The 19,411-nt window shown below is 51.6% G+C and carries 14 protein-coding genes and 1 pseudogene; 11 read left to right on the forward strand and 4 right to left on the reverse strand.

Features of this window, described 5'->3' with window-relative positions; all coding sequences use genetic code 11:
• Positions 1-399 precede the first annotated feature (399 nt).
• From V6944_RS01600 to V6944_RS01620, 5 genes are all read left to right on the forward strand, one after another.
• Positions 400-1,914, forward strand: coding sequence for a DASS family sodium-coupled anion symporter (locus V6944_RS01600; protein ID WP_333497628.1), 1,515 nt, complete (start codon positions 400-402; stop codon positions 1,912-1,914).
• Positions 1,915-1,970: 56 nt separating this feature from the next.
• Entirely contained in the window at positions 1,971-3,620 is a 1,650-nt protein-coding gene (gene fumA / locus V6944_RS01605; RefSeq protein ID WP_333497629.1) for a class I fumarate hydratase FumA, read from the forward strand.
• A 220-nt stretch (positions 3,621-3,840) separates the two neighbouring features.
• Positions 3,841-4,401 carry an Ail/Lom family outer membrane beta-barrel protein gene (locus tag V6944_RS01610; RefSeq protein WP_333497630.1) on the forward strand — a complete coding sequence of 187 codons (561 nt, stop codon included), beginning with the start codon at positions 3,841-3,843 and terminating at the stop codon, positions 4,399-4,401.
• 168 nt (positions 4,402-4,569) lie between these two features.
• A complete protein-coding gene (locus V6944_RS01615) occupies positions 4,570-5,475 on the forward strand; it encodes an ROK family protein (protein ID WP_333497631.1) in 906 nt (301 codons plus the stop codon).
• A gap of 17 nt (positions 5,476-5,492) precedes the next feature.
• Complete coding sequence (locus V6944_RS01620) at positions 5,493-6,470, forward strand: LacI family DNA-binding transcriptional regulator (RefSeq protein ID WP_333497632.1); 978 nt, start codon at positions 5,493-5,495, stop codon at positions 6,468-6,470.
• Between the two features lie 82 nt (positions 6,471-6,552).
• Here the strand turns inward: V6944_RS01620 and V6944_RS01625 are convergent, their stop codons facing one another.
• The gene (locus tag V6944_RS01625; RefSeq protein WP_333497633.1) at positions 6,553-8,535 is read right to left on the reverse strand and encodes an alkyl/aryl-sulfatase; all 1,983 of its coding nucleotides are present in this window, start codon (positions 8,533-8,535) and stop codon (positions 6,553-6,555) included.
• Positions 8,536-8,787: 252 nt separating this feature from the next.
• On the opposite strand from V6944_RS01625, the gene V6944_RS01630 reads away from it, so the two are divergent.
• A complete protein-coding gene (locus V6944_RS01630) occupies positions 8,788-9,171 on the forward strand; it encodes a hypothetical protein (RefSeq protein WP_333497634.1) in 384 nt (127 codons plus the stop codon).
• Between the two features lie 42 nt (positions 9,172-9,213).
• On the opposite strand, the gene V6944_RS01635 is transcribed toward V6944_RS01630, so the two are convergent.
• Positions 9,214-9,843, reverse strand: a complete 630-nt coding sequence (locus V6944_RS01635) for a winged helix-turn-helix transcriptional regulator (RefSeq protein WP_333497635.1) — start codon at positions 9,841-9,843, stop codon at positions 9,214-9,216.
• A 144-nt stretch (positions 9,844-9,987) separates the two neighbouring features.
• Positions 9,988-11,964, reverse strand: a complete 1,977-nt coding sequence (locus V6944_RS01640) for an alkyl/aryl-sulfatase (RefSeq protein ID WP_333497636.1) — start codon at positions 11,962-11,964, stop codon at positions 9,988-9,990.
• Positions 11,965-12,480: 516 nt separating this feature from the next.
• Here V6944_RS01640 and V6944_RS01645 point away from each other — a divergent pair.
• Both V6944_RS01645 and V6944_RS01650 read left to right on the forward strand, forming a co-directional pair.
• A complete protein-coding gene (locus V6944_RS01645) occupies positions 12,481-13,389 on the forward strand; it encodes an extracellular solute-binding protein (protein ID WP_333497637.1) in 909 nt (302 codons plus the stop codon).
• A gap of 14 nt (positions 13,390-13,403) precedes the next feature.
• Positions 13,404-14,159 (forward strand): annotated as a pseudogene (locus V6944_RS01650) (molybdate ABC transporter permease subunit).
• Between the two features lie 20 nt (positions 14,160-14,179).
• Here V6944_RS01650 and V6944_RS01655 read toward each other — a convergent pair.
• Complete coding sequence (locus V6944_RS01655; protein ID WP_333497638.1) at positions 14,180-14,596, reverse strand: winged helix-turn-helix domain-containing protein; 417 nt, start codon at positions 14,594-14,596, stop codon at positions 14,180-14,182.
• Positions 14,597-15,314: 718 nt separating this feature from the next.
• Between V6944_RS01655 and V6944_RS01660 the strand changes: the two genes are divergently transcribed.
• From V6944_RS01660 to V6944_RS01670, 3 genes are all read left to right on the forward strand, one after another.
• Positions 15,315-15,935 (forward strand): fimbrial protein, encoded by a 621-nt coding sequence (locus tag V6944_RS01660; protein ID WP_333497639.1) that lies wholly within the window; start codon positions 15,315-15,317, stop codon positions 15,933-15,935.
• A 56-nt stretch (positions 15,936-15,991) separates the two neighbouring features.
• Positions 15,992-16,717, forward strand: a complete 726-nt coding sequence (locus V6944_RS01665; protein WP_333497640.1) for a fimbria/pilus periplasmic chaperone — start codon at positions 15,992-15,994, stop codon at positions 16,715-16,717.
• Positions 16,718-16,812: 95 nt separating this feature from the next.
• Positions 16,813-19,395, forward strand: coding sequence for a fimbria/pilus outer membrane usher protein (locus tag V6944_RS01670; protein ID WP_333497641.1), 2,583 nt, complete (start codon positions 16,813-16,815; stop codon positions 19,393-19,395).
• The last annotated feature ends 16 nt before the right edge of the window (positions 19,396-19,411 follow it).

Consider the following 19,411-nt stretch of genomic DNA (forward strand, 5'->3'; position numbering starts at 1 on the left):
ATAACTTTGTTAACAGTGGTCGAACCAGTGTTTCATTATTTAAAACACCATTAAATTCAACGTGTTATATGAGATAGCCATGTGGTCAATAACTTTAAACTTAGAAATTAATTTAACCTAACACCATTAATACCCAATAACCTAATAGGGTTATTTCCAAAAGTATAAAAATAATGCCGCGGTTGTGCTTTTTTGATCACGATCAATTGTAATAGCATCCAAAAGCGCATTATATGAGTATAAGATTTTTTAAACCTGGCGCTAAATAATATAGCGACATCGACCTTATATACAAAATTGCCAGCTGTACTTTTGAAATCTAAATAAAGTAAAAAAACTAAAAAAAGCAAAGCGGCAGTTTTAGCAAACCGAATTATTAACTACTTATAGAAGCGTAATATGAACGAGAAATCTGCGACATCGCACTCACCGACGCCGGTGAGTAAACCAAAAGGCGGCCAGAAAAACCGCCTTCTGATGATGGCACTGCCTATTATCGTGGCCGTGCTGCTCCTCTTTGTCCCGGTTCCTGACGGGCTTCCACCGTATGCATGGCACTATTTCGCTATCTTCGTCGGCGTGATTGTCGGCCTTATCTTTGAACCCCTGCCGGGCGCCGTTATCGGCCTGACCGGGGTGGTTGCCATCGCCCTGTGCAGCCAGTGGGTGCTGTTCAGCCCTGAACAGATGGCGGCACCGAAGTTCCAGCTGGCAGGCGCCTCCTTTAAATGGGCGGTCAGCGGCTTCGGCAACTCTACCGTCTGGCTTATCTTCGGCGCGTTTATGTTCGCCGCCGGTTACGATAAAACCCGCTTCGGCCGCCGTCTGGCGCTGATTCTGGTGAAATATCTGGGCCGTCGCAGCCTGACGCTCGGCTACGCTATCACGCTGGCCGACCTGCTGCTGGCACCGTTTACGCCGTCCAATACCGCACGTAGCGGCGGGACTATCTACCCGATTATCGCCAACCTGCCGCCGCTGTACGGCTCAAAACCAAACGACCCAAGCGCACGTAAAATTGGCTCTTACCTGATGTGGGTGGCGATTACCGCCGCCTGTATCACCAGCTCTATGTTCCTTTCCGCCCTGGCACCTAACCTGCTGGCGCTGGCATTGGTGAAAAGCATCGTCGGTATCAACATCTCCTGGGGCACCTGGTTTATCGCCTTCCTGCCGCTGGGACTGCTGTTAATTCTGACCATGCCGCTGCTGGCCTACTGGTTCTATCCACCAGAAGTGAAGGTGAACGATGAAGTGCCGCTGTGGGCGGCCCGTGAGCTGGAAAAACTGGGCAAGCTGTCCCGTAACGAAATCCTGCTGTTGGTCTTCGTCTGCTGCGCATTGATGATGTGGATCTTCGCCGCTCAGTGGATTGAACCGGCAATGGCTGCGCTGCTGATTATCGTCCTGATGCTGTGGACTGGCGTGCTGGAGTGGAGCGACATCACCGGTAATAAAGCCGCGTGGAACACCTTCGTGTGGTTCGCCACCCTGGTCGCCCTCGCCGATGGCCTCTCCTCTACCGGCTTTATCGGCTGGTTGGGTAAAGAAGGCGGCATGCTGATGAGCGGTATTTCCCCAGGCGTGGCGACCATCGTGCTGCTGCTGGCGTTCTACCTGCTGCACTACCTGTTTGCCAGCACCACCGCGCACACCACCGCGCTGCTGCCTGCAATGCTGACCATCGCCTCAACCATTCCGGGCATGAACATGAATGTCTTCGTGCTGCTGATGGTGACCTCGCTGGGTATCATGGGGATCATCACCCCATACGGCACCGGCCCAAGCCCTATCTACTACGGCAGCGGATATCTGCCGACCAAAGACTACTGGCGCCTCGGCACCATCTTTGGGGGCATCTTCCTGGTGGCGCTGCTGGTCATCGGCTACCCATGGATGTCTATGATGTTCTGATTCATAACCGTCGGGGGGCAACCTCCGGCGGTTTTATTTTTATGGAGTGAAGCGCTATGTCGAACAAATCATTTTACTATCAGAATCCCTTCCCGCTGTCTCACGACGATACCGAATACTACCTGCTCAGCCGTGAGCACGTCTCCGTAGCCCAGTTTGACGGTCAGGACGTGCTAAAAGTGGAGCCTGAAGCCCTGACGCTGCTTGCCCAGCAGGCTTTCCACGACGCCGCCTTTATGCTGCGCCCTTCCCACCAGAAGCAGGTTGCTGCCATTCTGAGTGACCCGGAAGCCAGCGAAAACGATAAATACGTTGCCCTGCAGTTCCTGCGTAACTCCGAAATCGCTGCCAAAGGCGTGCTGCCAACCTGTCAGGATACCGGTACGGCGATCATCATGGGGAAAAAAGGCCAGCGCGTCTGGACCGGCGGCGGCGATGAAGCGGCGCTGTCTCAAGGCGTATACAACACCTATATCTCCGACAACCTGCGCTACTCGCAGAACGCGGCGCTGGATATGTACAAAGAGGTGAACACCGGAACTAACCTGCCGGCGCAGATTGACCTCTACAGCGTCGACGGCGACGAATACAAATTCCTGTGCATCGCCAAAGGCGGCGGTTCAGCCAACAAAACCTATCTCTATCAGGAAACCAAAGCGCTGATCACCCCAGCGAAGTTGAAAAACTATCTGGTGGAAAAAATGCGCACCCTCGGCACCGCGGCCTGCCCGCCGTACCACATCGCTTTCGTGATTGGCGGTACCTCAGCGGAGGTGACGCTGAAAACGGTGAAACTGGCGTCTACTCGCTATTACGATGGTCTGCCAACCGAAGGTAACGAGCACGGCCAGGCGTTCCGCGACGTGAATCTGGAAAAAGAGCTGATGATCGAGGCGCAGAATCTGGGCTTGGGTGCGCAGTTCGGCGGCAAATACTTCGCCCACGATATCCGCGTTGTCCGTCTGCCGCGCCACGGCGCTTCCTGCCCGATCGGCATGGGCGTCTCCTGCTCCGCCGACCGTAACATTAAAGCCAAAATCAACCGTGACGGTATCTGGATTGAGAAGCTGGAACACAATCCGGCGCAGTACATTCCCGAAGCGCTGCGTGAGCAGGGTGAAGGCGCTGCGGTCAGCATCAACCTCAACCAGCCGATGAGCGAGATCCTGGCCCAGCTTTCCGCCCACCCGGTGTCCACCCGCCTGTCGCTGAACGGTACCATTATCGTTGCCCGCGACATCGCCCACGCCAAACTGAAAGAGCTGCTGGATAACGGCGAAGCACTGCCGCAGTACGTGAAAGATCACCCGATCTATTACGCGGGCCCGGCCAAAACGCCTGAAGGTTATGCCTCAGGTTCTTTAGGCCCAACCACCGCGGGTCGTATGGACTCTTACGTTGACCTGCTGCAGTCCCACGGCGCCAGCATGGTGATGCTGGCGAAAGGCAACCGCAGCCAGCAGGTGACCGATGCTTGCCATCAACATGGCGGTTTCTATCTTGGCAGCATTGGCGGCCCGGCGGCCGTTCTGGCGCAGAGCAGCATCAAGAGTCTGGAATGCGTGGCCTACCCTGAACTGGGGATGGAAGCCATCTGGAAAATTGAGGTGGAAAACTTTCCGGCCTTTATTCTGGTGGACGATAAAGGGAACGACTTCTTCCAGCAAATTCAGAATAAGCAGTGCGCAGGGTGTCCTCAGCGTTAAATTCACCTCCCCCCGCCATTGCGGGGGGATTTATTTTAGGACTTTTCTTAATACAGAAATAAATTAGCTAATCCCTGCACAACACCGTCTCCGAAACAATATTCCACTCTTGCTCCCATAAATTCAGGTAGTTCATCAGAAATATCATTGCCGATATACTTCCCTCGATTTTTAAACTCATTGATAAACACAACACAATAATTTTTATGGGATTTTTAAAGTGAAGAAACTATCTCTGGCAGTTTTGGTCATGGGAAGCCTGGCAAGTGGAATGGCTATCGCAGATAGTCAAAGCGTTTCGATAGGTTATGCCCAGGCCGACGTTAAAGACTTCAAAAATATTCGTGGTGTTAACCTGCAATATCGCTACGAATTTGATTCTCCGTTCAGTGTAGTTGGCTCATTTACCTATATGAGTGGCAGTGAAGACCGTAATTATTATGTTGATTCTGATTCGGTCAACACCAATATCGACGTGAAATATTACTCACTGATGGTCGGCCCGGCCTACCGCATCAACGAGTACGTCTCCCTTTATGCGTTGGGCGGCGCGGCGCGAACCAAAGCTGATATCGATGTGAAGTGGCTGGAATCGAGCAATAACGAAGTTTATCGTGAAAGCGAGTCTCGCCATTCCACCTCCTTCGCCTACGGCGCAGGGGTTATCATCAACCCAATCGAAAACCTGACGGTAAACGTCGGCTATGAAGGCACCACCGCCGATATCGAAGACAAATACCAGATCAACGGTTTCAACATTGGCGTCGGCTATCGTTTCTAAGCCACCCCGCCGTGCGGCTTCTGTCCATTGCAGGTGAGAAGCCGCCTGCCTCCGTCACGGTGAATTTTGCCAGACGCCATCACAAAATTGCCACCCGCCCCTTTTGTATAGTAAACAAAATATCTACACTGCGTTGCTATTAACCTACTGACTATCGGGAAGACGGCAATGAGATTAGGGCTGGATATTGGCGGAACCAAAATTGAAGCCGTGGTGCTGGATGACCAGGGCGAGACGCTTTACCGCCAGCGCTACAGTACGCAAAAGCAGAGCTATGAGGCTTTTTTCCACTCGGTTATCACGGCAATAGACGCCGCCAGAGCAGCAACCACGCACTCACTTTCCATCGGGCTTGGCATCCCTGGCGCCTCTGCGACTGACGGACTCATCAAGAACTCCAACATTCTGGTATTGAACCAGCAACCCTTTGTGCAACAGCTTGAGCAGCATTTCAATATGCCCGTTGCAGTGACCAACGACGCCAATTGTTTCACCTTGTCAGAAGCCATCGACGGTGCGGGGAAAGGCTATGGCGTGGTGTTTGGCGTGATCCTCGGCACCGGCTGCGGCGGCGGGTTGTGCGTAGATAATCGTCTGATCACGGGGCCGAACGCCTGCGCCGGTGAGTGGGGGCATAACGTACTGCCCCACTATCATCCTGCGAAAGACGGCGAGTCGGCACAGTGCTACTGCGGGCAAACCAACTGTATTGAGAGCTTTATCTCTGGAAGCGGTCTGGAGCGTCAATACGCTCAATTGTTTAGTAAACATGATAAGGTCCCGCAGATCGTTGCCCGGATGAACGCCGGTGAGGAACCGGTTGCCGCGCTATGGGATCGCTATCAGGATCAGATCGCACGGGCGCTGGCGGGCGTCGTCAATACCCTCGACCCGGATGCGATTGTTATCGGTGGCGGCGTATCGAATATCCCCGAGATCTATGACGGGCTACCGGCGCGTATTGCGCAGTATGTCTTCGGTAAACAGTGCTGCACCCCAATTCTACAGGCGCGTCATGGTGACAGCAGCGGCGTTCGCGGTGCGGCCTGGCTCGGCGCCCAGCGCAAAGTATAAGAACAGGATGTGAACAGGTGAAAGCCGTCAGAATCAGAGATATCGCCGCCGCCTGCGGCGTGTCGCCGGGAGCGGTCTCCCGTGCGTTAAAGGGTCAGCCCGGCCTGCGGGAAGAGACGCGCCAGCGTATTATTGCGGCGGCAGAGCAGCAGGGCTATGACTTTGGCCGACTGCGCAGCGAGAAGATCAAACGCGTGCTGTTTTTACTGCACCGCCAGCACAATATCAGCCGCGCGCTGCCGTTCTACTCGCCGCTGTTTTTGGGGCTTGAGTCTGCATGCCGTGAACAGAGCATCGCGCTGAGCTTTTTGTCCGTTGGCCCTGGCGATGCCGTCGCCGAGCAGGTGATGCTCCACCAGCCGGATGCGTTAATCTGCGCGGGGTTCTTTGAACCGGAACTGCTAGCGGTGCTCGAACAGCTGAAGCTACCGCTGGTGTTGGTCGACCTCTGGTCGCCTGGTCTGCCGTGCGTTAACCCGGATAACCTACAGGGCGGCTATCTCGCCACTCAACATTTGCTGGAACAAGGACGCACACGTATCGCGTTTTTGGCCAGTACGCTGGGGCATTACAGCATTCGTCAGCGTGAAAAAGGGTACCGTCAGGCGCTGTACGATGCAAAGCTGTTGATGCCGCCGGAGTATGAAGCCATCGCCCTACCTCAGCTGGATACCGAGCAGTCGCTGCTGCGGGCGATAAACGAACTGTTCGACCTTGCTGAACCGCCGGATGCCCTTTTTGCCTATAACGATGCCACCGCACTTTTGGTGCTGCAGGTGTGCGCCGAACGCGGCCTGCGGGTGCCGGAAGATGTCGCGGTGGTGGGGTTTGATGATATTGAACCGGCGGCGTGGTCGCAGCCGCCGTTGACCACGCTGGCGGTGGATAAACAGCAACTGGCGCAGGAAGCGTTGGATATTTTGCTCAGTGAGCAGATGGAGGCGAACCTGATGCTACCTGTGGAATTGGTGGTGCGACGTAGCTCTGGTGCTTGATCCCGGGGTCGGCGTAAACGCCTCGCCCGGGCTACTTATCCTGTAGCCCGGCCAAGCGTAGCGCCGCCGGGAATACAAACGACTATGGTGTTACGATATTGAACCAGAACTCAAACTTATCCATATAGCTCAACAGCTCATCCACTTTGGCGTGGTTACCGGTGATGCGCACATCGCCCTGGTTTTCCGCCTGCTTCAGCGTCTCTTCTTTAAGGATAATCTTATTCAAGGTCGCGCGGTTAAGCGTAATAGCGGCATCGGCATTGCTGGCCTGCGCGTTCGCACTGTGGTTCAGCACGCCGTTTTCCAGCTCCAGCTTATACTTGCCGCCATCGCTGCCTAAATCGACGTTAAAGACCGCCTTGGCATTCGCCGCCTTTTCACCATTGATGTGAACCGCCAGATAGTCAAAGAACATCTCCGGCGACATTGCCTTCACCGTATCCGGGCTGGCGGTGTTCGGCGTTGGCCCTTTCACTACGCCGTTACGTAGCTCCTGCGCGCCGGTCAGGTAGAAGTTACGCCACGGGCCCGACTCGGCCTGATAGCCCATCTGCTCAAGCGCATCGGCTTCCAGACTGCGCGCGGCTTTATTGTTCGGATCGGCGAACACCACCTGATTGGTCACCTGTGCTACCCAGCGGTAGTTACCCTTCACAAAGTCAGCTTCCGCTTTTTGCATAATGGCATCGGCACCGCCCATATACTCAACGTATTTCTTCGCAGCCGCCACCGGTGGCAGCTCGTCCAGGGTTGCCGGGTTGCCGTTAAACCAGCCGAGATAGAAGACATAGGTCGCCTTCACATCATGGCTGACCGAGCCATAATAGCCACGGCTGGCCCAGGTTTGCGCCAGACTGTCCGGCAGCTTAAAGTTGGCAGCGATTTCATCACGGGTCAGCCCCTGGTTTGCCATACGCAGGGTTTGGTCATTGATATAGCGGTACATATCGCGCTGGCCTTTCATCAGCTTGACGACGTTCTCGTTGCCCCAGGTCGGCCAGTGGTGCTGAGCGATAATGATCTTCGCTTTGCCGCCCCAGCGGTCAATAACATCGTTGACGTACTTCGACCAGGCCAGCGGATCGCGGATTTTCGCGCCGCGCAGCGAGTAGGTGTTATGCAGCGTATGGGTCACATCTTCCGCCGCCTCAATCATTCCCTTCTCTTCGACATACCACAGCATTTCAGATGGTGCTTCCGAACCCGGCGCCATCATAAAATCGTAGGTCAGGCCGTCGATCACCTCTTTCTGACCGGTATGGGTGATATAGTTGGTCGGCTCAATCAGCGTCACCGTACCGGCTGATGTGGTGGTGCCGAGACCCGCGCCAACCTGACCTTTCGCGTCCGGTTTCAGCAAGTTACCGTACATATAGCTGGCACGACGGCTCATGGCGTTCCCGGCCATAATATTTTCCGATACCGCTTCCTGCATAAAGCCCGCTGGCGCATAGACCTTCACCTTGCCAGACTTCACATCAGCTTCGTCCACCACGCCGCGCACGCCGCCATAATGGTCAACGTGGCTATGGGTATAAATCACCGCGACGACCGGTTTTTTACCGCGATTCTTATAGTAGAGATCCATCCCTACCTTCGCGGTTTCCGCCGAGACCAGCGGGTCGATAACCGTGATCCCCTCTTTCCCTTCCATAATGGTCATGTTGGAGAGGTCGAGATTACGAATCTGATAGACGCCGTCGGTCACTTCAAACAGGCCGCCGATGTTGATGAGTTGCGACTGACGCCACAGGCTTGGGTTGACCGTATCCGGTGCCTTCTCGCCCTCTTTAATAAACGCGTACTGCTGCGGGTTCCAGACCACGTTTCCCTGCTTACCTTTAATCAGCTCTGGCGGCAGCGGCGCAATAAATCCTTTGTGTGCATTGGCGAAATCGGTTTTATCCGCGAAAGGCAGTTGCGTATAGAGCGCCTCATTGGCCTCTTTGGTTTGTGCCGTCGCCGCTTTACCTGGCTCCTGCGCCGTTGCTGGAAGGGAAATGACGGCGCTCGAGCACACGCCAGCGATGGCCATATAGCCCGCTAATTTCTTCAGTTTCATAAAACCTCTATTTATAACATTGCGCCGCACAAAGGAGGTTACTTATTGATATAGGCTGCGGCGATAGATATTTCGATTGAATAACGATGAGGCAAGAGTAACACCGGTATTTAGTGTGGAGAAAACAAGAACCGTTTAAATTTAAATTTATACTGCAAGCCCATATTACATTTAAAAATAAACGAATCGTTGGTCGCCAGGTCCAGGTATAAAAAGATAATAGGCACCTTATTTGTTAACCCTGGAAATACTATGTATAAAGTGACTGTTTTGCTTCTGGTCGCCACGTTAACTGCCTGCAGTACCGATAAACCGAAAACGTTGAGCAAAATTGATGCCCTGCAAATTCCGGTGGTCGCGCAGAGCTCGCCGCCTGCTGAGCCCATCGCGCTCACTACGCGATATCAGAACAATGAACGTATCATTGAAAACATCACCGAAACGCTAAAAATGCAGTATCTACAGCATGTTAACAGCCGGGACATTTTTGATGTTCATAGCGAGGCGCATCAGGTATACGCGGCGCTGTCCAAGCTCGACCAACTGCAGCTTATTAATCGCTACTATCTAAAAACGCAGAATCTCGATGGCCTTAACCACGTCGGTGATTCGCTGCAGCCGCTGGAGAAAGGATAAAAAAAACCGCTCATCTACCATGAGCGGGCTTTCTTCATCGAGCTAAAATCGTTCAGGCAAGCTATTGACCGATAATAAATAACCGCCACGCTTAAACTCGATATAATGACCATTCTTCAGTGCCGACAACACATTTAATACGCTGCTACGCGAAAGGTGTGTGCGCTCCTGAATATAATCAAGGATCGATATTTTCATGCGCGTTTCTTCAGGCAGTAATATCATCTCTTGCAGGTGATTACGAATCACCGAATAGGTGCGCTGCTGCACCACCAACGCGTCACGATAAAAAAGATAGGCGGTGTGGTACGACAGCACCGAAGCCACATCTTCCCAAGCGCCCTCCTCGCGGAACACCTGCATCGCCGTTTGCGCATCCACACGTAGAATGGTTGACTCCGACTCCGCCCGCAGTAAATGACCGCGCACCGGCTGGATCATTTCGGCAATACCGAACAGATGGGGATCATAGACGGTAACAATCAGCAGGCCGTCTGACGCTCGCAAGATGGAGAGTTCGCCTTCAAGAAAGAGAAAAAGCTGCGGCTGGTTTTTGTGCGTCCAGGTCATCCGTTTGCGGGGAACCACCTTCATTTTTTCAGCTATCGGCTGCAGCAGCGCCGTCAATCGTTGAATGCTCTGCTCCGGGCGAATCGGCGGTAAATTCTGCATAGTCCTACCTGTAAAAATGACACAACGTTGCATTTACGCACATCGGCAGATGTACCATAAAGCGCAACGTTGTTTAAATTTAAACCAATAAAAGCTTGTCCTAACGGTAGGCCGGATAAGCTAAGCGCCATCCGGCCTACAGGGTTATGGCGTGACGATATTGAACCAGAAATCAAACTTGTCCATATAGCCCAGCATCTCGTCGAGTTTTGCCCCGTTGCCGCTGATCTTCACTTCGCCCTTATCTTCAGCCTGTTTAAGCGTTTCCTCTTTCAGGATAATTTTGTTCAGGGTTGCCCTATCCAGGGTCAGCGTCGCATCGGCATCTTTCGCTTCTGCATTGGCGGTATGGTTCAGCACGCCGTTTTCCAGCTCCAGCTTATATTTGCCGCCGTCATTGCCAAGATCGATGTTAAACACCGACTTCGCTTTCCCAGCCTTCTCACCGTTGATATGCACGGCCAGATAGTCAAAGAACATTTCCGGCGTCATCGCACGCACCGTGTCCGGGCTGGCGGTGTTCGGCGTTGGCCCTTTCACCACGCCGTTACGCAATTCCTGCGCGCCGGTCAGGTAGAAGTTACGCCACGGACCTGATTCGGCCTGATAACCCAGTTGCTCCAGCGCATCGGCTTCCAGGTTACGCGCATCCTGGTTTTGCGGGTCGGCAAAGACCACTTTGCTGACCACCTGCGCCACCCAGCGGTAGTTGCCCTGGTCGTAATCCTCTTTGGCTTTTTTCAGAATCGCCTCGGCGCCGCCCATATAGTCGACAAATTTCTTCGCCGCTTCTTCAGGCGGCAGTTCGTCGAGGGTCGCCGGGTTGCCGTCGAACCAGCCGAGATACAGCACGTAGGTGGCCTTCACGTCGTGGCTCACCGAGCCATAGTAACCGCGGTTGGCCCAGGTGTTTGCCAGGCTGTCCGGCAGCTTGAAGTTTGCGGCGATCTCATCGCGGGTCAGCCCTTCGTTTGCCATACGCAGCGTCTGGTCGTTGATGTAGCGATAGAGGTCACGCTGGCTCTTCAGCAGGTTCACCACGTTTTCATTGCCCCAGGTCGGCCAGTGGTGCTGCGCCATAATCACTTCCGCTTTATCACCCCAGCGGACAATCGCTTCGTTGATATACTTCGACCACGGCAGCGGTTCACGAATCTTCGCGCCACGCAGCGAGTAGGTGTTGTGCAGCGTATGCGTCACGTCCTCTGCCGATTCAATGAGCTTTTTCTCTTCGATAAACCACAGCATTTCGGACGGCGCTTCTGAGCCTGGGGCCAGCATAAAATCATAGGTCAGGCCATCGATCGTCTCTTTCTGCCCGTCTTTATCAATGATATTGGTCGGTGCAATTAAGGTGACGGTCCCGGCCGAGGTGGTGGTACCCAGCCCTGCGCCAACCTGCCCTTTCGCATCCGGTTTTAACAGGTTGCCGTACATGTAGCTGGCGCGGCGGCTCATCACGTTACCGGCCATAATGTTTTCCGCCACCGCGGCTTCCATAAAGCCGGACGGTGCGTACACTTTAACTTTGCCCGATTTCACATCGGCTTCATCCACCACCCCACGCACACCGCCGTAGTGGTCAACGTGGCTGTGGGTGTAAATGATCGCCACCACCGGCTTTTTGCCGCGGTTTTTGTAGTACAGATCCATGCCCACTTTGGCGGTTTCCGCCGAGACCAGTGGGTCAACAACCGTGATCCCCTCTTTCCCTTCGATAATGGTCATGTTGGAAAGATCGAGGTTGCGAATCTGGTAGACGCCATCGGTGACTTCAAACAACCCACTGATGTTGATCAGCTGCGACTGACGCCACAGGCTCGGGTTGACGGTAGCCGGGGCTTTTTCGCCCTCTTTGATAAAGGCGTACTGTTGCGGGTTCCAGATTACGTTGCCCTGCTCGCCTTTAATCACGTCGGTTGGCAGCGCGGCAATAAAACCTTTGTGGGCGTTGGTGAAGTCGGTATTGTCAGAGAACGGCAACTGAGTTAAGAGCGCATCGTTAGCTTTTTGCGTGGTATCCGTCGCCTCTTTCGGCGTCACGTCGGCATAGGCTGGGAGGACAATTGTCGACATAAAACCTGCCAGCGCCAGGCTTCTGACAATAAGCTTTATTTTCATTATGAGCCTCGATTTTGCAAAATTTGGTATAATCCCAGAAGGTAATCGTTTGAGATATGGAATTTATTTTTCCCATCCTATAAAAACATAACCAGGAATCGCCATTACGCAAGAAATAAAGCTCCAATAAACACATGATTTTCATCATGAAATTTTATTGTTTAAAATCATTAGGTTATAGAATAAATTTAGGTTTGACGAATCTCAGTTTATGCACTAGAAAATTAAAAAATTTAACACTCGTTATTCCCGAGTAATTCAGCATGGAAAGTACAACAGCCATATTTATCGTTATTTTCAAATGTCATCATCTCAATATCATCTCTTTCATTGATTTGAACCATTTATAAAACATTAATGTTTAGAAACAGATAGACACGGGATTTACCTCATAGTGGGTATTTTTTCAATTTAAGCTCAACAACCGTCCTGGCGTCGTTGCCAACACCGCCTTTTTCATGAAAAATCGCTATGTAAAAAACTACATAACGAGACAAGTCGATGGTTTCAGGAAAAATGAAGTACGGAATTCTGGCGCTGATGGTATGTACCCCGGCGGTATTCGCAAAAGACATTCGCGTCACTTATGCCGGTTCGATGGGCAAAGTCATGGATCAAGGGTTAGGGCCTGCGTTCAGCAAAACCGATAACGGCGACTATCAGGGGCAAGGCCAGGGGGCGTACGGTATGGCTCGCCTGCTAGCCAGCCATAAAATTGAGGCCGACGTATTTGTATCCATCAACCCCGGCCCAATGCAGATCCTCAAAGATGCCGGGCTGATTGATGAGGCCGTACCCGTCGCCAGCACCAGCATGGTGGTGGCTTACAATCCGAAAGGAAAATATGGCGCTCAGTTTGCCGCCGCTAACCAAAAACGCGACGGCTCATGGCTCAATTTGCTGGCGCAAAAAGATATCAGCTTCGGGCGCACCGACCCCTACGTTGATCCGAAAGGTCAGAACATCGTCTTTACGCTGATGCTGGCGGAGAAATATTACCAGCAGCCGGGCATTGCGATGAAGATCCTCGGCAGCCTGCAAAACCCGCAGCAGACCCACCAGGAAGGCGGCCTGATATCACGCCTTGAGAGTGGTCAGGTGGACGCCGCCGCCGGCTATGAGAGCGAAATTCGCTCCGCACACCTGCCGTACGTGGCACTACCCGATGAGATTAACCTGAGCAACCCGGCGATGGCGAAGCAGTGGTATGACACGGTAAGCTTCACCATTAAAGATGCCCAGGGCAAAGATCAGGTTCTGCATACCCAGCCAATGGTGTTCTACGCTGCGGTGCTGAAAAATGCGCCTAACGGCGTTGAACAAGGGGAAAAATTCGTCAAATTTATGCAGAGCGCACAGGGTCAGGCGCTATTTAAACAGTACGGTTACGCGGAACCAAAAGGGGACGCGTTATACGCCCGCTAAACCGCCCAGCCAGAATAGCGGGCTGGCTCTCGCTGCCCGCTATTCTCCTGCTAAGCATTCCTTTTATTACCCTGATTAGCGTTACGCCGTGGCATCATTTACGGCTGGCCTGGCGAGATGGTGACGCCATTGTTGTGTCGATGGGGCTGGGAGGCGTGGCGCTGTGCATTACGGTCGCCATCGGGCTCCCCGTCGCCTGGTGGCTCTCACAAGCGAGCGGACGCCGCCGTTTACTGGGCGAACTATTGGTGATGATCCCCCTGCTTACCCCACCGCTAGCAATGGGGATCCTGCTGGTCTCGGCGCTGGGGCCTTATGGTTTGGTCGGGACGTGGGTAACCAGGCTTGGCGTGACGCTGGTCAACAACCCGGCAGCCTTTGTGCTGGCGCAAATTTATGGCTAGCTGCCCTACTTCATCGTGGTGGCGCGTTCGGCGTTCGTTACCGTGCCCAAAGATATTCTCGAAGCCGGTCAAACCCTCGGCGCATCAGGCTGGAATCGCTTTCGCTACCTGACGCTCCCCATCGCCCTACCGGGGCTCGCTTCAGCAGTGACCTTAGCCTGGGTACGTGCGGTAGGTGAATTTGGGATCGTGATGATTTTTGCCTATTTTCCGCAAGGGATCCCGGTAAAACTGTACACCAATCTTCAAAACGACGGTGTCGATGCCGTTTATACGTTGCTGTGGGTACTGCTGATTGTCACCCTGCCACTACCAATGCTCTGCTTCACGCTCGCGAGGCAGGGAACAACGAAAACAAAACGGTAAACATGAGATCCAACGCCTGGCTAGCAGGCGTGCTCAAGCTCGCCCCAAACGGAATCTAGATGGTTTTTCTTGCAGTACAATGCGATAACCATACTGCCGTTTACCGAATAGCCTCGACTGTCTACCTTGGTAATTAACGCGTCAAAATCTACACCAACCGATATCAGCGTGGACTTAAGATCCTGCATGACCTGCCAGAGACGCGCGGAAGAGGCTCGCAGGCCATAATGCTCCCAGACATTAGTCATAATCTTCTGATTAGTAATCAGTTTTTCACCAGCGTGTTCGAGTAGAAACATCAACAGCCTCAGTTTGGTATCACGCAGTGAGACTTTGAAATATTTCTGTGATTTATCACTTTGCCCTAAATTAATAAGATGTTTGTGGAACGCATCCAGCTGTACACCAGGGCTAATATAGTAGCCAAAAGTATGCATTTTTGTTAATTCCCTTTAAAATAACCACCACTAATCAATGGGCGAAAGTAATATATATTTAATATTAATTAAACCGATCAATATTGCGATGATAGAGTAGAAAATCAGCAGTATCAACACCTGACATAAGCGGAAAGTGCTTAATGATGGCGGACCTCTATTATATCTTCAGTGAATCAGCATGTTATTTATCATATCTATAAGGATGCTGGAACCATATTAAAGCCAAAATGTTAAACGCTATGGCTTAAGCTTTTAGCATTAAATCGCTTAGTTTTAATAATCACCAGCAATAGTCACAATACATTGCATCACCAAATAGCATTAATAAACAAGAACCGCATCCCGCCTATAAATATCCTAGCCGCCTTGAGATGACGTATTCATTGACCACATAAATAATTCAATCAATGAATCTAACATTATTTGAAAACAAAAATATATTTTCATAAAAATCAGCCATTGTGAAGTCTGTATTCATTCTATCTCGCCCTTCACTTTGGTCTAAAAAACCGACCAAGCAATTCTTTGCAGCATAAAAAACCATACGATGTAAAAATAAAAGAACATAACAGTTAGCTTTAACCCTCTTTAATTCTGAATGCTTCTTATGCGTTAATAGCCATCGCTAAGTTGATATTCTTTTTGGTGAGGTTATCCCGAGCCGAAGTTTAAGCAAAATTGGAATTTGCGAATTACCACATAAAGAGGATTTACAATGAAAAAAAGTATTCTGACTGCAGCGGTTGTTTTCGCGTTATCAGCAGCATCCAGTGCATATGCAGGCAACACCATTACTTTCCTGGGCGAAATTACCGACTCAACCTGCGACGTCAGCGTTGAAGGTGGTAACAGCACTATTACGCTGCCATCCGTGAGTAAATCACTGCTCAGCGCAACAAACAGCACCGCTGGCCGCGTTTCATTTGCTCTGCTGGCAGAAAACTGCGCTCTCGGCAACGGCAAATCTAAAGTTGCTGCATACTTTAACGGTAATGGTGCTGAAGGTGCTGATGCCAATAACATCGATAGCACAACAGGCTATTTGAACAACCTGGCAACTGACCCTAACCCGACAAACGCGGCGTATGATGCAGATGACGCTACCACCTATTATCAGGATGCCGCAACAAACGTTCAGTTACGTCTGATTGATGGTACCAGCAACGCCGTCATTAAAGCCGGTTTTGCCGATCAGGTTGACGATGCAGGTTACGTGACCGTTGATACCAGCAACAACGCCCGTCTGCCGTACTCTGTTGAATATATCTCCGTAGCCGGTAGCGCCACCCCTGGCCCAGTAAAAGGCATGGTTGTATACGATCTGATGTATCAGTAATCAGTGCATAAGTGGGGGCAATGGTTGCCCCCAGATTATTTATCAAGGATGATAAAATGACCTTCTCTAAAAAAAACATCGCTTTTCTTAGTGGATTAACCGTTCTGGCAGTCTTCAGCAATACCTGCACAGCCAGCATTATACTGAACGGCACACGTGTCATTTATCCCGCGAAAAAAAAAGAAGTCACCGTTACGGTAACGAATAACAATACCACGCCGGTATTAATACAAAACTGGATTGATAATGGTAACGCGAAAGGTGAACCGGGAAAAACAGCGGTCCCCTTTGTTCTCACCCCCCCAATTAATCGCGTTGATCCAGGGAAAGGTCAAACCTTACGTATCAGCTATATTGGCTCAACGCCACTTCCGGTTGATAAAGAATCAGTATTCTGGCTTAACGTATTGGAAATTCCATCAAAACAGAAAAATGAATCCGTTGCCGATAGTAAGTTAAATATCGCTTTCCGGACGCGTATTAAAATTTTCTACCGCCCAGAGGGATTAAGCGGAAGCCCATCCGTAGCAGCAGAGAACCTGCACTGGTCCGTGCAGGGCGGCGGAGTAAAAGTGACTAACCCTTCAAACTATTTTGTTTCACTTTCTAACGTCACGCTGCAGGTCAACGGTAAAACCGTTGAAGAACGAGCCCGGATGATTGCGCCTGGCGGATCGGATACTTACCAGTTTAAAGGTGCAAATGTTAGCAGCCTCGCCAACGTAAAATATACGGCAATCAATGATTACGGTGGGCTCAAACTCTATAAAGCAAAAAACTAATAGGCCATGGAAGGATGGCAATGTAGTGCCAAGGATGAACTATGCATACTAAAAACAGAAGTCACGGACGATATCTAAAAACTCGGATCTCCCCTTTGGCACTGACCATATTCATCGCTTTCAGCGCTGAGGGTGCTGAACCGTCAGCTGAACCCCCCAACGAATATGCCCGTAATGTCGTAGAGTTCGACTCCGACCTGCTTAAACTTGGCGGGCATAATAAGGTGGATGTGAGCCGTTTTTCTTATGGCTCCAGCGCCTCACCTGGTACCTATAAAGTAGAAATTTACGTTAACGATATTCAGGTGAGCAATGAAGATGTCGAATTTAAAGAGGATGATAAGCACCAGGTCTATCCCTGCCTGACGGCAAAAATTATCCAACTGATAAACTTTAAAACTGACCGTTTGTCAGATAGCGCTCGTGAAGCGCTGTCATCACCAGGCGCGTGCACTAACGTACAGGCACTTATTCCGGATACGGTGGTTGAATTCGACAGCAGCTCGCAGCAGCTGCGTATCACTATCCCACAAATTTATGTCAATAGAATCGCCCAAGGTACCGTCAGCCCAGAGCTATGGGAGGACGGCATTCCTGCGTTGCTGTTTGGCTATTATCTGAACGGCTACGACTCCAGCTACAGCGGCGGATACAGTTCACGTACCGTCTATAGCTCTTTCAATACTGGCTTAAACATTGGTGCCTGGTATTTCCGCCACAATGGCTCCTATAACTGGCAGGAAGATTACGGTGGTGAATACCAAACGCTGAACACTTACGTTCAGCGCGACATTGCCCCTATTCGCGGACGTTTAATACTTGGCGAATACAATACCACCGGCCAGCTGTTTAATACCGTTCCCTTTACTGGCGCGCAGATAGCCAGTGATGACCGTATGCTGCCTGAATCGCAGCGCGGATACGCACCGGAAATTCGCGGCGTTGCCAAAACCAACGCTAAAGTCACCGTACGCCAGCTAGGACGCATCATTTACGAAACCACGGTAACCCCGGGCGCCTTCCTGATAAATGACCTCTATCCCACCGGCTACGGCGGCGATCTGGACGTCACCATTCAGGAAGCCGATGGCAGCGTCCAGCAATACACCATGGCCTATGCCTCTGTCGCGCAGCTGCTGCGGCCTGGCGTATCACAATATAGCGCCACGGCAGGTAAGCTTCGCGATAGCTCCCTCTCCGATGAACCAATGTTCTATGAGCTGACCTACACGCGCGGCTTAAGCAACCTCTTTACCGGTTATGTGGGCACACAGCTTAGTGAAAACTATCGCGCCTACCAGTTTGGCCTGGCGCTGGGGACATCTCTCGGTGCCATAAGCGCGGATGTGACCCAATCAGAATCTCAATTAGGTGGTGACGCCGGGAAACGCAGCGGCCAAAGCTATCGTCTTAGCTACAGCAAACTGATCAACGAAACCAACAGTAATATTACGCTGGCCGCTTACCGCTATTCGACGGCGAACTATCTCGATTTAATGTCCGCTATGCAGACGCGTGATGCCATCAAAGATGGGCAGGATCCTAACTCGATCAGCCGTTCTAAAAACCGGTTTACCGTGAGCCTGAACCAGGGATTACCGTCCGGTTGGGGAAATATCTATATTAGCTCCACGATTGAAAACTACTGGCAGGAAAATGGCGGCTATAACAAACAATACCAGATGGGATATTCCAACAATCTGGGGCGTCTTAGCTACAGCGTCAACGTCAGCCGTAGCAAAACCGCGTATGGACATGACCAGACCAGCTGGTATCTGAACCTCTCCATGCCACTTGACTGGAGCCGCGACGCTACCCGGACATCAACGCCTTATCTGAGCATGCGCTATAACCAGGATACCAACGGTGGCAAAGGCGAGCAGGCAATGCTGACCGGATCGCTTGGGGAAAATAACAAGTACAGCTACAACGTGACGGCAGCCCATGATAACGACAGCGGCAGCTCCGGCAGCATCGGGGGAACCTGGCAAGGCCGGGCGGCAACCGTAAACGGCAGCTACAGCACCGGACGCGACTACCACAGCACCTCATTAGGTATGTCCGGCGGTATGGTTATCCATTCTGGCGGAGTGACGCTGTCGCCTTATAACAGCGATACCTATGCGTTAATTGAAGCCAAAGACGCGCAAGGTGCGAAGGTAGCAGGCTACGCAGGTTCGCAGGTCGATATGTTTGGCTATGCCTTATATCCTTCGCTGGTACCGTATCAGATGAACCAGGTTTCTATTGACCCGGAAGGTTCTTCCATGGATGTGGAATTTGAAAATACTTCTCAGCGCGTTGCGCCTCGTGCTGGCGCGGTTGTTAAAGTAAAATTTGATACCCACAGCGGTACCCCCGTGCTCATCACTTCGACCTATCAGGGAGACCCCCTGCCCTTTGGCGCTGAAGTGTTCGATGAAAACAATAAATATATTGGTAACGTGGCGCAGTTTGGTTTGATTTATGCCCGTGTTGCCGATGTAAAAGGTACGTTGAAAATAAAATGGGGTGAAGCGCTGAGCGCACGTTGTCAGGTCAGCTATATGCTGATGCCGGAGCCAGCGAAAACAGCAGCACAGAATATTCCACAACAATTTAATACGGTATGTACCGCCCCTACTGACATGAATAATCGTAATAATGTCAGAACGCTGTTAGCAACTGCATCTAATTAACATCGCAAGTTAATGC

It is taken from the genome of Kluyvera sp. CHPC 1.2972, from assembly GCF_036759925.1.
GTDB lineage: Bacteria > Pseudomonadota > Gammaproteobacteria > Enterobacterales > Enterobacteriaceae > Kluyvera.

Coding starts and splice junctions, on each gene's coding strand:
- V6944_RS01600 (WP_333497628.1), top strand. CDS start 400: ATGAACGAGAAATCTGCGACATCGCACTCACCGACGCCGGTGAGTAAA.
- fumA (WP_333497629.1), top strand. CDS start 1,971: ATGTCGAACAAATCATTTTACTATCAGAATCCCTTCCCGCTGTCTCAC.
- V6944_RS01615 (WP_333497631.1), top strand. CDS start 4,570: ATGAGATTAGGGCTGGATATTGGCGGAACCAAAATTGAAGCCGTGGTG.
- V6944_RS01625 (WP_333497633.1), bottom strand. CDS start 8,535: ATGAAACTGAAGAAATTAGCGGGCTATATGGCCATCGCTGGCGTGTGC.
- V6944_RS01630 (WP_333497634.1), top strand. CDS start 8,788: ATGTATAAAGTGACTGTTTTGCTTCTGGTCGCCACGTTAACTGCCTGC.
- V6944_RS01635 (WP_333497635.1), bottom strand. CDS start 9,843: ATGCAGAATTTACCGCCGATTCGCCCGGAGCAGAGCATTCAACGATTG.
- V6944_RS01640 (WP_333497636.1), bottom strand. CDS start 11,964: ATGAAAATAAAGCTTATTGTCAGAAGCCTGGCGCTGGCAGGTTTTATG.
- V6944_RS01645 (WP_333497637.1), top strand. CDS start 12,481: ATGAAGTACGGAATTCTGGCGCTGATGGTATGTACCCCGGCGGTATTC.
- V6944_RS01655 (WP_333497638.1), bottom strand. CDS start 14,596: ATGCATACTTTTGGCTACTATATTAGCCCTGGTGTACAGCTGGATGCG.
- V6944_RS01660 (WP_333497639.1), top strand. CDS start 15,315: ATGAAAAAAAGTATTCTGACTGCAGCGGTTGTTTTCGCGTTATCAGCA.
- V6944_RS01665 (WP_333497640.1), top strand. CDS start 15,992: ATGACCTTCTCTAAAAAAAACATCGCTTTTCTTAGTGGATTAACCGTT.